The organism is Lentibacillus daqui (assembly GCF_027186265.1).
Lineage (GTDB): Bacteria > Bacillota > Bacilli > Bacillales > Amphibacillaceae > Lentibacillus_C > Lentibacillus_C daqui.
The window spans coordinates 3,541,831-3,555,053 of the sequence record NZ_CP114176.1 but is presented as its reverse complement, the minus strand read 5'-3'; the positions used below and the strand labels follow the sequence as shown (position 1 = coordinate 3,555,053).

General features: G+C 39.6%; 11 protein-coding genes and 1 pseudogene. 5 read left to right on the top strand and 7 right to left on the bottom strand.

Features of this window, described 5'->3' with window-relative positions; genetic code table 11:
* The first annotated feature begins 391 nt into the window (after nt 1-391).
* Nucleotides 392-1,459, top strand: coding sequence for a DUF5105 domain-containing protein (locus tag O2S85_RS17725; RefSeq protein WP_269410604.1), 1,068 nt, complete (start codon nt 392-394; stop codon nt 1,457-1,459).
* A 2-nt stretch (nt 1,460-1,461) separates the two neighbouring features.
* Nucleotides 1,462-2,598 (top strand): YvbJ-related protein, encoded by a 1,137-nt coding sequence (locus O2S85_RS17720; RefSeq protein ID WP_269410603.1) that lies wholly within the window; start codon nt 1,462-1,464, stop codon nt 2,596-2,598.
* Nucleotides 2,599-2,764: 166 nt separating this feature from the next.
* Here the strand turns inward: O2S85_RS17720 and O2S85_RS17715 are convergent, their stop codons facing one another.
* Nucleotides 2,765-3,094: a winged helix-turn-helix transcriptional regulator gene (locus O2S85_RS17715; RefSeq protein WP_269410602.1), complete on the bottom strand. Its 330-nt coding sequence runs from the start codon at nt 3,092-3,094 to the stop codon at nt 2,765-2,767.
* 304 nt (nt 3,095-3,398) lie between these two features.
* Between O2S85_RS17715 and O2S85_RS17710 the strand changes: the two genes are divergently transcribed.
* Nucleotides 3,399-4,637, top strand: a complete 1,239-nt coding sequence (locus tag O2S85_RS17710; protein ID WP_269410601.1) for an aminopeptidase — start codon at nt 3,399-3,401, stop codon at nt 4,635-4,637.
* A gap of 178 nt (nt 4,638-4,815) precedes the next feature.
* Here the strand turns inward: O2S85_RS17710 and recQ are convergent, their stop codons facing one another.
* The 5 genes and pseudogenes from recQ to O2S85_RS17685 all read right to left on the bottom strand — a co-directional run bounded on the left by recQ (nt 4,816) and on the right by O2S85_RS17685 (nt 9,566).
* Nucleotides 4,816-6,960, bottom strand: a complete 2,145-nt coding sequence (gene recQ / locus O2S85_RS17705) for a DNA helicase RecQ (RefSeq protein ID WP_269410600.1) — start codon at nt 6,958-6,960, stop codon at nt 4,816-4,818.
* Nucleotides 6,961-7,105: 145 nt separating this feature from the next.
* Nucleotides 7,106-7,252 (bottom strand): annotated as a pseudogene (locus O2S85_RS17700) (HepT-like ribonuclease domain-containing protein); the annotation flags it as partial.
* Nucleotides 7,253-7,262: 10 nt separating this feature from the next.
* A complete protein-coding gene (gene mntA / locus O2S85_RS17695) occupies nt 7,263-7,670 on the bottom strand; it encodes a type VII toxin-antitoxin system MntA family adenylyltransferase antitoxin (RefSeq protein WP_269410599.1) in 408 nt (135 codons plus the stop codon).
* Between the two features lie 143 nt (nt 7,671-7,813).
* Nucleotides 7,814-9,157: an RNA-guided endonuclease InsQ/TnpB family protein gene (locus O2S85_RS17690; RefSeq protein WP_269410598.1), complete on the bottom strand. Its 1,344-nt coding sequence runs from the start codon at nt 9,155-9,157 to the stop codon at nt 7,814-7,816.
* Nucleotides 9,144-9,566 (bottom strand): MerR family DNA-binding transcriptional regulator, encoded by a 423-nt coding sequence (locus O2S85_RS17685; RefSeq protein WP_269410597.1) that lies wholly within the window; start codon nt 9,564-9,566, stop codon nt 9,144-9,146. The genes O2S85_RS17690 and O2S85_RS17685 overlap by 14 nt, the downstream gene beginning before the upstream one ends.
* 557 nt (nt 9,567-10,123) lie before the next feature.
* Here O2S85_RS17685 and O2S85_RS17680 point away from each other — a divergent pair.
* Nucleotides 10,124-11,935: a cation:proton antiporter gene (locus tag O2S85_RS17680; protein ID WP_269410596.1), complete on the top strand. Its 1,812-nt coding sequence runs from the start codon at nt 10,124-10,126 to the stop codon at nt 11,933-11,935.
* Nucleotides 11,936-11,956: 21 nt separating this feature from the next.
* On the opposite strand, the gene O2S85_RS17675 is transcribed toward O2S85_RS17680, so the two are convergent.
* Nucleotides 11,957-12,136: an SE1832 family protein gene (locus O2S85_RS17675; RefSeq protein ID WP_269410595.1), complete on the bottom strand. Its 180-nt coding sequence runs from the start codon at nt 12,134-12,136 to the stop codon at nt 11,957-11,959.
* 206 nt (nt 12,137-12,342) lie between these two features.
* On the opposite strand from O2S85_RS17675, the gene O2S85_RS17670 reads away from it, so the two are divergent.
* On the top strand, nt 12,343-13,197 hold the full coding sequence (locus O2S85_RS17670) for a GNAT family N-acetyltransferase (RefSeq protein ID WP_269410594.1): 855 nt from the start codon (nt 12,343-12,345) through the stop codon (nt 13,195-13,197).
* The last annotated feature ends 26 nt before the right edge of the window (nt 13,198-13,223 follow it).

Below are 13,223 nucleotides of genomic sequence, written 5' to 3'. Positions count from 1 at the left end.
TTCCGTTGGTTGGAAGGTGTATATCTTGCATAAAATTTCAAAAATAGTATTGACCAAGAAATAAATCTGAAATATAGTTGTAATCATATGCAAAAGTATTATTTAAAAGGAGTGAGTCTATAACAGTAGGATAAAAGACTTTTTCGCTGGTTTTATTGCCCTGTTTAATCAAGAAATAAGTCTATTGATTTTGCATATTCACCTAAAGAGGTTGTTCAAAAACTCCAGTGAAAATGACACTTCGCATTTCTTCGTTGGCTTGCTTTTCCGCTCCTCATGTACCTTTTATGTACACTCCGGTGCTCAAAGCTACGCCGCCTTGAACTGCTCGGTCCTTTTCATCCTCGTTTTTGAACACTCACTTAAAGCTATTAATGGGAGGAAAAGTGTAATGAAAAAGGCAGGAATACTTTTATTTTGCTGTTTGCTAATAGTAGCATTGACAGCTTGTGGTAAATCGAAGGACAAAAAGGCAGAAGCAGAAGCTAGTACATCATCAGAAACAATTGAGGCTTCAATTGAAGATGCATCATACATATTATCCGGCAAAGATGATGGAGTGTCTGGGGATGACGATCAAGATGGTGGTTTATTAAAGATTGACCTAAAGTTAAAAAATATTTCGGATTCGTCTATTAATGTTTTTCCTAATAATGATATTCAATTATATGATGGAGACAATCAATTGGATCCCGTTGATGACACCAATCCCCGAGTTGATTTGAAAGGCGACACAATGAACGAAATCGGGGTGGATAAACAGAAGCAAATGACGGTTTTATTTGATGTTGACAAAGATAAAAAGTATGAAATTAATATTTCACCAAAGTCTTCAGACTACAGTAAAGAAACAGAGGATGTCCAAGTCCCTCTGGATACAAGCAATTATAATGATAGCCTAAAATCCTTACAAGATCCGGGTAAAGCGCTAAAGGCATACATTGAGACGATTTATTTCGACAAAGAGAATAATGATTACGAGAAGTACGTGTCAGCAGACAAAGATGGCATACAGGATGACGCTAAAAATCAATTTAAAGACAACATGGAAACCATTCTTTCCAAGGATGTTTCGGATAGTAAAATGGAAGAGTATTATGATAGTTTCAAGCAGGCTTCCGCTGAAAAAGATAAAGTGGAAACCAAAGTGATAGCAAACGCCAATGATAAAGCGTATGTGAAAGTTGAGTATTCTGTGCTCTCAATGGATGATATAGACAAAGAGATAACGGAATATAAATCCAAATACAGGGAAAAACATGATGACTTCGATGTAAAAAAGGAAGAAAAATATGCTTTATCGAAATTTGATTCCATACTTGATGATCTGGAAGCCAAATCCGCGACTCAGGAGCTTGAAATCGAAATGGTGAAAAAAGATGATAAATGGGTTATTGATGATTCGGAAGATGCGAATGACAGATTAATGAGGGTCTTCGCCAAGGGAAGTGTTCGTTAAACATGAATAAAAGATGGTTTATTTCCGGTGGAGGCATCATTGCTATCATTGCAGTCCTTGTTATCATTTATGCCGGGATGGCTAATCAACATAAACCGGAAAAAACGGTAAAAGCCTTCAATGAAGCCGTAGAAAAAAATGATACAAATACATTGAAAAAATTGGTCGAGCCGGATAAACAAGAAGCGGTCATTAATAAAACATCTTTATCTGCGTTTGTTGCATATTTAAAAGAAAATAATGAGAGTTTCCAGGTGATTAAAGACGAATTGAAGAAACAAATAGAAGACAAGGATTTCACGTCTTCCAAGGAACAGGTTAGTCTTTTTGAAGATGGCAAAACTATGGGTATATTTCCAAACTACAAATTAAAGATTAGGACAGTGAATTTAAAAGCCAAAGGTCAGGATGATAGCGATAAACTTAGTCTGGCTATTAAAGGTGAAAAAAGACCATTGAATAAAGTTGACAAAAAGAAAGAAATCTTCGGTCCAATCTTTCCGGGTGAATATAAGGTGAAAGCAACCGTGAAAAACGCTCTCGGTACGTTCGATAAAGAGGAAAAGAAGGATGTGTGGGGTGATGCTGACGTCAGCTTCCTGATCGATGATGAGAAATTAGCCCGTGGCAATAAAAAAGTGGAAAAAGATATTATCAATGCGACCAACAATTTTAACGAGGATATGTCGGTCTATGTTACGTCCGGCTTCAACCCCGATAAATTTACGAATAGCACCAACGATTTTAAGAAGAAACTTATTGGGCTTGACGATGACTTCAAGGCAATCAAGGGACATGTCAAAAATATGGAGTCCCAATTTTTGGAGTCGATAATTAATATGGACGATTTAGATTTGAGTTTGTTTGAAGGGGATTGGACGGCTGAAGTGTCTGTACTTGTTTCTTATAATGAAAAGGTTAAAATGGAAAAGGAAAAAGATTTTATTGACGTCTCCTATAAAAATTTACGTCATTTTACGCTCAAGTATGACAAGCATAAGGGCAAGTGGATGGTCGATGATCTTATAAGTGAGAAAGCTGATGGGACTGAGACAGAGGATTGGGAAAATAAAAAGACGATAAAGATCGATAACCCGCCAGTACACAAGTGGTCGAATAAAAAAGATTCTTTCATTTAAAAAGAGCAACGAACTTTTGATTGGATAGGGAAAACCAAACTAACCCTATCTATATACAGGAGTTAGTCTAAAATTAAACTTGGCCCTTTTACAAAACCATTTATATTGCAATGAAGACAATTAAAGATGTACTTAACAAGCAGGCAATTTACCAACGGCCTGCTTGTTAACTATTTTTTTCCGCTACTTCATCCATCGTAATCCATTCCTCTGCCCAGCATTGAATTGCCTTGATAACTGGTTCCAATGCTTTGCCTTTTTCAGATAAGCAATATTCAATGCGAACCGGAAACTCCGAATAAATATTCCGCTTTACAATTCCTTCTTTTTCTAACATTTTTAGTCTGTCAGAGAGTAATCTTCCACTGATGGGCAAGTCCGATTCCATTTCCGAAAAACGCTTCGTTCCCTTTAATAGTTCGAATAATATCAGTCCTACCCAGCGTTTATTCATTAGTTGCATGGCCTTTTCAAAACGCGGACACAATTCTTCCATGAAGATCACCTTCTCTCTGGTTTATTAAGTAATTACGAAAAGTAACCTAATATAATGATAACACATGGAAGCTTTTCCGTAAATGGAAACTGGATCCTATGATACGAAAGGAATAGACTAGTGTAGTTGGTTTTTTACTAATTGAAAAATATTCTCGGTTGTTCCGGTCAGTCAACGATGATGATCCAACACACCGGAAGTTCAGACATTTGACCTATAGACATGTAGGGATGGAATTGAGTATTTGGAAATCCTAATGTTTTGTGAAATAATAAAAGAATACGATTTAGGAGGTAGAAATAGTATGGTGAGTAAACAAACGCAGGAAAAGTACGCTGAATTAGCCTTGAAGACGGGAGTGAATTTGCAAAAGGATCAGGCATTAATGATCAATGCACCGATTGAAGGGGCTGATTTTACTAGAATTGTTGTCCGCAAAGCATATGAATTAGACGCAAAAGATGTTCATGTTAGTTGGGGTGATGATGCGCTGACGAAACTTTATTATGAAAATGCACCAGATGAAGTGATTGCTGATTATCCGGAATGGAAGGTTAAGCTGCATGATACATATGCAGAAGATGGAGCAGCTGTCTTGGAGATTCGCTCGACGAACCCGGATTTATTAAAAGATATTGACCCGTCACGTGTTGCCAAGGCAAGCAAAGCGGGTGCGCAGGCATTGCGGAATTTCCAGCAGTATATCATGAATGATCGGATAACCTGGTCGATCATTTCGATTCCAACCGGTGACTGGGCACAGAAGATTTTCCCGAATAAAAGTAAGGAAGATGCCATCGAAAGTCTGTGGGATACGATTGTTAAGATTGTCCGCGTTGACAACGATAATCCAATCGCTGCCTGGGAGGAACATAATGCAGCATTGATAACTGCTCGTAAAAAATTAAACAAGAAAAATTATCAAAAGTTGATTTATAAAGCGCCAGGAACCGATTTGGAAATAGCGTTGCCAAAGGGACATATTTGGAAGGGTGGATCTGCTATATCAGAAAAGGGAATTACCTTCAATCCAAATATGCCAACGGAAGAAGTTTTTACGCTTCCACATAAATATGGCGTGAATGGTACGGTATCAAGTACAAAACCGCTAAATTATGGTGGTAGCTTAATCGATAACTTCACTTTGACATTTAAAGATGGGAAAGTGGTTGATTTTAAAGCGGAACAGGGAGAAGATACATTGAAACACTTGCTTGACACGGATGAAGGTTCCCGCCGGTTGGGTGAAGTGGCACTTGTACCGCATGAATCACCTGTATCACAGTCCGGTTTGATTTTTTATAATACGTTGTTTGATGAAAATGCTTCTTGCCACATTGCACTTGGAAAGGCTTATCCGACAAATCTGGAAGGCGGCGCGGATATGTCGGAAGAAGAGCTTGATCAGCATGGAGTGAATGACAGCCTAAACCATGTTGACTTTATGATTGGTTCCGAGAAACTGGATATTGACGGCGTGAAGGAAGACGGTACAACGGATGCTGTTTTCCGTCATGGTACATGGGCGTTTGATATGAAATAATAAATGAAAAAGCATTTCTTCGTTTTTGCATGACAGGGATGACACAAAATGGAGTTGGGAATAAACCGCAAAATAGTGCCTTATCAGAGAGTAATCCACCAACACCAAGCTTGCACAAGCATATCAAGCCAGGCACAAACAAGGGCAGAGGGACGCGGTGCCTGTCCCCTCTGGTTCATTACATATACCCGTTTTTGACTAATACGGCTTTGATTGTTGTATAGCTATAATCTTCGGATAGTGCTTCACGTAATGGTTTTAGTTTAGGTTCATCGATTTTTTCTCGGGCTGCCAGAACTGCTGCTTCTTCGTCCGGATTAAAAAAGATATTCCAGGCGATAGGGTATCCGTCTTTGAATGCTTTAAATATGTGTCCTTCAATGGTTTGTGGGGAAAGCTCTCGTATAGTTGCAATGTCTTTAATTGATTTGCCTGATTGAAACAGTTGAAAGCTGACCATATGGCTTGGACCTGCATCGTCATATTTGCGTTTCGCAGGTTTTGCAGTAACGGAATCAGATATACGGATTTTTGGTTTTACATCCGGGTTTTCCGCACGCCACTTAACGATAACATCTAAAAATACCTCGCCATATTGTTCATATTTCTTTTCGCCCACGCCTTTAATAGTGAGCATGTCTTCCTTCGTATCCGGAAAGTAGCGGCTCAGTTCTTTCAATGTCGCATCAGAGAACAACACATATGGTGGAACTCCTTTTTCATCGGCAAGCTGTTTACGTAATGTCCGCAGTTGCTGGAATAGACCCATTTGATAATCAGCTTCCTCGCCGGTTGGAATGGGCGCGGTATAAATCGTGACAGTTCGTTTACCCTTAAGCACATCTACGGAGGCCTGATTTAACTTTAATGTCGGGTATCGTCCTTCCTCAATGTCAAGCAGTCTTTCCGCAACAAGAAAGTGAATTCGTTCAGTTAATTCTTTTTCCGTATAAGCGGAAAGGATACCGTATGTTGTCAGACGATGGAAACCAAAGTTATGTAATTTTTTATCATTAGACCCTTTTAATACTTTGGCGGTCATGCCCACGCCAAAACGTTCACCCATGCGTTTGACACAGGAAAGAATCATTTGCGCCTCTTCGGTGATGTCGCTTTTTTCTTGACGGTTCAGGCAGTTGCTGCAGTGATTACAGGTTTTCTTCACGGGATGATCATTGAAATACTCCAGGATGAACGTTGTCAGGCAGCTATGGGTATGACAGTAGTTGATCATCGCCTGTAATTTTCGGTATTCATCGTGTTTTTGCTCTTCATCCATCAGGGATTGCTCAATCAGGAATTTCTGCAGTTGTACATCCTGTGGCGAAAATAACAGAATACAGTCACTTGGCTCGCCATCTCGTCCCGCGCGGCCAGCTTCCTGGTAATACGATTCAATAGTCATTGGCATTGCATAATGAATGACGTAGCGGACGTTGGATTTGTCAATGCCCATCCCAAATGCATTCGTTGCGATCATGACTGTTTTTTCGTCCTGGATAAATGCGGCTTGGGCACGTTTTCGTTCATCTTCACTCATCCCGGCATGATATTTTTCACAGGCAACTCCTCTGCGTGTTAATTGCTCATATAATGTATCAGCTTGTTTTCTGGTTGCTGTATAAATAATTCCCGATTCCGATCCGTGTTCTTTTAAAAAGGAGCGAACATAGGTCATCTTGTCTTTTCCTTTAACAACATGAAAAGACAGGTTATCCCGTTCAAAGCCAGTGTTAACAACATGTGCATCATCAATATGCAGCAATGATTGGATATCGGTAATCACTTCCTCGGTAGCCGTTGCTGTTAGCGCAATAAAAACCGGGATATTCGTCAGCTGGGTTAAATTGGGAACGATAGATCGATAGCTTGGACGAAAATCATGCCCCCATTGCGAAATGCAGTGTGCTTCATCAAAGGCGACCAATGACAAAGGTATGCGTTTGACGACATTGACAAAGCTTCCTGATTCAAACCGTTCCGGGGCAACATAGACAAATTTGTATTGTTGGTTTGCCATGTTGTTTAAGCGTATCTGTTGTTCGTCGGGTGTAAGGGAGCTATTGATAAAAGTTGCCGGGATTCCCAGTGCATTGAGAGAATCAACCTGGTCTTTCATCAACGAAATGAGTGGAGATATGATAATGGCACACCCATCGAGGGATAGACCCGGAATTTGGTAGCATAATGATTTTCCGCCACCCGTAGGCATCACAGCGAGCGTATTATTTGTTTGTAGAACATGATTAATGGTTTCCTTTTGGCCGGGGCGAAATGTTTCGTAGCCAAAATAGGTTTGCAGAATATTTTCCTCTTTTGTCATGACCGGACTAACCTCCTATACTAGTATCATCCTAACATATTTTTCGGCGGGAATAGTAGGGAAATATAAGATGGCAGAGAATCTGATCGAAAGTGGTATTTTGATTGAGAAAGGTAAGGAAAAGTGAAATTGGATGTGTTATGACCTAGCTAAACTTGCTCACAGCATTATCCTTAAACATGATTATATCATCCAAGTGTTTCTCAATAATCTTCTGTACAATTGCCAAATTAATAGTCTTGTAATCGTGGACAGCAATATTTCGAAACCCTATCATCATACTAGCCTTGTTTACAGCAACATCATTTACCATATATTTCACCACTCTCTCCAATTGTTTTCAGAATAACCTCGCGTTCTTCATTTAACTTTGCATACATTTTATATACGTTCATTTCAAATGCCATTCGTCTGTTTTCATCAGCACAATAGAGCAATTTCCCGTAATGTACAATTTGTAATTGCATGACGGTGGAAGCTTGCCGCAGATCAACCAAGTCAACATCCTTGTCCAGCGCACTTGCCACTCTCTGTCCGATCATAAAGATATCGTAGGGAGACAGTGTCTGGTCGTTCAAAAAGGCCAGGTCGATATCGCTTGTTTTTCTATCCTGGTTTTTTGCTGTAGAACCGAACAGGTAAATAAAGACAGGGGAAAGAGCTGGCAGTAAGATGCTTTTTATTTGATCCGTTTGTGACACCGTAAGCATACTTCTCACCTCGTTTTAGCTATATTTTCATTATACAGTATCCGCACTCCTTTGTTTATTTAAACCTAATCGAAATTAAGCCTAAAATTAATCAAAGACCTCTTCTCTGTTACCAAGAAGAATGTTTGTTTCACCCCTCGGATTTACTTCCCGAGGCCAGCAGATGGGGTCAAACCACAAGCAATCTTTGCCTGTTTAAAATCCCACCACACTGTATACATAGGGGATTCCACACCTATGTAGCCTGTGCGAGGCAATCGCTTTTTGGCTTTCTTTCCAATATTAACTGCACTGTTGATATCTCTCGAAAGCGTTGTACCGCAGTTTACACATGTAAAGCTGCGAATAGATGGATCCTTTTTCTCTTTATTACCGCAGACACAACAGGTTTTGGTTGTGTCACGTTCATCGATCTTTTGATAATATTTACCACTTTTTGCCTGCACCCAGTTCAAAATACTCCTGAATTTACCAACTGGTGTTTGATTTAACATGGCCCTTCTCATCGTCCCGTACTTTGCCACATCGGGAGTCGGAGTATAATCACCAATGTAGATCGCATCGTAACGCTTGGAAAAATAATGCGCATAGCTAAATAACAGCGTCTTCATTTGTTCTCGACGTTTTAATTGCGCCTTTTCCAAAGCATGATTGAGTCTCTTCCAACGTTTGCTTGGCTCAAAATACGTAACATTTGGGGTGCATACCAGTTTATTAAATTTTTCACATTTGTCCCGTTTTGATTTGATTTCATCGATTCGTTTATCCCAATACTTCAACAGTGCGTTCATTGATTTCAATTCATATGATTTTCCATCACTACCTAATCCTACTGCCAAATTATTATGGTTGGGATCAAATACAATAAACGATTGTTCCTTCACCTTGGTGATTTCTTTGACATCTTCTATTGTAAAAATGGCATAATACGAATCCAGATCCTTTGTAATGCGAAGGGTTTTGATTCTCTCCGTTTTGCTTAGTTCTACCGCTTCCACAAGTCCAACTTTGATTTTGATGGTCTTCCTGGTCTGTTCATCCATTTTCCTTAATTCCTTGTATTCTTCATCTGTTAATTTGCCAAAACTTAAGGAAAGCAGATTGGTATCCAATAATTTAAAGCCCTTTTTTGGTTCATCATAATATAGCGAAAACCACTTCTTTTTCCATGAACGATATTTTGGTTTCTCATTCATTAATTTTGGATCAAAAAATCGTTCATAGGCATCTTTTAACCGTAATGCCGTATTTTTCAATGGGGAGGAATGGACTTTAAACAAAAATGGGTTTTCCCCTTTTATTTTCGGTACTTCATTCCTCAGGTTTCTGCCGGAAAGCAGTTTTTTCTTTTTTCCATTGTGATAATCTTCTTCCACCGCGTCCAGCAATTGATTGTACAGCCAGTTGCACATTCTGGATTGAGAATCGAGTAACTGCTTGTTTTCCTTTGTAACCACCAATCGTACCTTTTTATTATACGTAAGCATGGCCGTTGTCCTCAATGACCTGTTTCACCGCTTGTTGCAGTTTCTTTCGCTTGTGACTTCTGCTTCCATACAAGCGGCTGCTAAAGACAGTAATAATGGAAAGCATACCACTTCCCAGATCTTTTATAAAACGAAACTGATATCCATTTGCCGAACAATACTGCGATACGGTATGGACCTGCCTTTTTAACTCTTCCTTTTGGTCCGATGATGAGACACGGCAATACCCAATAACAATTTTGTCTTGAAGTGGTTTCAAATCACGCTTGATAGCACTGAGGTCTTTTACAGCATATCTTCTATGGCCACCGGTGGTTCGAGAGGATGTTATCTTCCTTTCTTTTTCCCACCTTCTTAATGTAGTGGGATGAACACCAAGTATGCTGGATGCTTCATCGATGGTATACATGTTAGCGATCCTCCTCATTTTATTTCTACTTACAAGGTTCGACATAAAATGCAAGAATCCTGCTAAAAAGTAATTAATTTTAAATAATTTAGATTAAACTGTTTTGGACCCCCATCATAGAATAAACGTTACTTATGAAAAACAAGGATTTATAATGGAACATTTAGTATTGAAAAACGACAATATTCATTATTACCCGGGAAATATTTTGTCTAAATAGAGGGAAATATTGCACCAGACCCAATTCTAAGAGGGCTGGATAAATTAGATTACCGATTCCAAAAAGCAATGTAAATAGCACACAGTTTGTAGTCAGGTATAAATGTTGTGTAAATTCAATCTGACAAGGTTTGTAACTATTTGTATATATTTGTCAAAAAACAGTGAATTCATTTCGCGACAAGTTGTGGCTGTACAATCCGAAATAACCTTGTATATCAGGGTTTCGGGAACTCTCCAAAATAAACTTCACGGAATTAGTAATTAAATGGTTTACTTTATTTCATCACCCATTTAAAATGACTTTATAAAATATTAAAGAAGAAAAGGGGGATGGGATGTTTCCTTCTGTTTTATTTGAAATTATGTTAGTCGGTCTCCTGGGCATCGGGTCACAGTGGCTGGCATGGCGGTACCGTATGCCGGCCATTGTTGTGATGTCTGTTGCGGGATTACTGGTTGGCCCTGTATTTGGCATCATGAATCCCCAGGAAGACTTCGGCACTTTATATAAACCCATTATTACGGTCGCCGTTGCAATTATTTTGTTTGAAGGCAGTCTGAATTTGAATTTTAAAGAATTGCGTGGTCTGGGGCGGCCTGTATTTCGTATTTCCACCATCGGGGCGTTTATTGCTTGGATACTGGGTTCATTGACTGCACATTATATAGCAGGTCTGTCGTGGGCAGTTGCCTTTGTAATTGGCGGGCTGTTTATTGTGACTGGTCCAACCGTGATTCTGCCTTTGTTGCGGCAATCGAAATTAAAACCACGTCCTGCAAAGATTCTTAAGTGGGAAGGGATTATTGTAGATCCGATTGGCGCATTGCTTGCGGTATTTGCCTTTGAAATTATTTCCTACTTCGCCTCAACGCAACCGAATGGTTTATCACTATTAGCATTTTTTGCTGCTTCTATTTTTGCAGCAGTTCTTGGCTGGTTGTGTGGACGAGGGATTGGCTGGATGTTCGAAACAGGACATATCCCCGAGTATCTCAAATCACCAGCCGTTTTTGTTGTCGTAATCATGTGCTTTACCATTGCGGATGAAACAGCACATGAGACAGGGTTATTGGCGGTGACAGCAATGGGAATAACGCTGGCTAATATGGGAATCAGCTCAGTTGAGGATATGCGCCATTTTAAAGAGAATATGTCGATTTTGCTCATATCAGCCATTTTCATTATGCTGTCCGCATCGTTAAATATGGAGACGATCCTGCATATTTTTGAACCAAGAATTATTGGCTATGTGATCTTAATGATGATTGTCGTGCGTCCGTTGTCCATTTTTCTGTCAACGATTGGGACCGTTTTGTCGTTGAATGAAAAAATATTGGTCGGCTGGATTGCTCCCCGAGGTATTGTGGCTTTAACGGTTTCCAGTTATTTTGCCGTTGTGCTGGGTGATGCCGGTTATGAAGATGCAGGAATTCTTACAACACTGACATTTGGACTTGTGATCTTTACGGTTGTTGCCCATGGATTTTCGATTAGCTGGCTGGCCAAAAAACTTCATTTATCAATGGAGGGAAGACCAGGCACGATCATTGTTGGCAGTAATACCTTTACCGTTGGCTTGGCAAAATCACTAGTTAGGGCAAAATCACCGGTTATTATTGTTGATTCCTCCTGGGAAAAATTAAGAAAGGCACGAGAGGCGGGAATACCGTTTTACCATGGCGAAATGCTGTCGGAGCAAACGGAATATCATTTGGATACAACGCCATATGAGTATTTAATTGCTGCTACCGAGTATCATTCTTACAATTCACTCGTTTGTACAACATTTATGCCGGAATATGGCAGAACCAATGTCTACAAGGTCAGCCCGTATAAATTAATGGATGGTGACACGAATGACGTTGTCAATAAAATTGGTGGACGTATCTTGTTCGGTGACGAGATATCCACAGAAGATTTAAATCAAAGCATTTTATCTGGAGCATGTTTTAAGCAAACAACGTTAACCGAGAAATTTAATTATAAACAGTACTTGGAGAAGTTGGATGCGGGGTCAATCCCGTTATATATCATTAAGCCCTCTGGGAAAATTATCTTTTATTCGTCAGACATGAAAGCAATCCCTGAACCTGGCGACATTGTGGTCAGTTTAAGAAGTGCCAGACACCAAAACAACTCAGAATAGTTCGGGTGTCTGGCACTTGAACTATTCTAATTCTTCCATTTTGCGGTACATAGCAGCGATTTCTTCTTCAATTTCAATCAGTTTTTTTTCAGCGGTTGCAGTGTTTTGACCGACTAAAACCAATTTTTCAGCATCCCCTTGAATCCGCACATAGTCAGATTTCAGTTCGGCGATTTTTGCCTCGATATCCCTTTTATTCATGATCATCACTCCTCATTCATACCTTCATTCTAACCGATTTTCGCTTTACAAAAAAGAATAATAGGCTGGATGGTAAAGTGAAAATTCATCTAGTGGGGTCCTTTTCACCCACCTTCTTTAGTTGTTTCTCTAATGAATTAAAAGTGGGGGTATTACACCCCGTTCATGCGTGATAAAATAATCAAAAGGAACAAGGGGGAAATGGAATGAAAGTAACACTGGTATCTTCACCACAGGAATTTGCCGAACTTGCCGAGTCTCTATTAATGCAAAAGGAAGCCTGTAATAACTTAATGCTTGGCATCCTTGGGCGTTTACTGGAGGAACCCAATCATGATGAATACGGTTATTTAGGAATTGTAGAAAACGATCATGAGGCGGTATTTGCGTTCATGCAAACACCAATGAACTGGATATTGGCAGACACAAAAGCTGTTGATGAAGGTATCATCGAAGTGCTAACTCAATTTTTGTTTAGCCATCATATCCATATTCCTAGTATTATTGGGCCGGTCAAGGCAACGACGATGTTTGTAAAACAATGGGAACAGCTCTGGAATACGAAAGCTAGCATCCATATGGAACAATTAATCTATCAACTTGATCATGTTCAACCTGTACCAATGGCCAAGGGAGAATTGGTGTCTGCTGAAATAAAGCATCATGCATTGATTGCATCATGGCTTATTCAATTTGGTGAAGAAGTAAATGAAAGTATGTCTGAATCCAAAGCGATCCAGACAGCATCACGGTACATCCGTAATCAGTCGGTTTACCTATGGGCAGTAGATAGGAAGCCGGTTTCCATGGTGAATCATTCACGAAAAACAAAACATGGTATAACTATAAATGCTGTTTATACACCAGATTCATTTAAACGAAGGGGATATGCGACAAGTGCTGTGGCAACATTGTCAGCGAAGTTATTGAAGCAAGGCTATCAATTTTGCAGCCTGTATACAGACAAAAGCAATCCGACATCGAATGGGATTTATAAAAAAATGGGCTATTATGTTATTGGCGATTCGATTGTGTATCGGTTCTCCAATAATAGGGACTAAAAGGGGCACCATTCATATAGAATGAA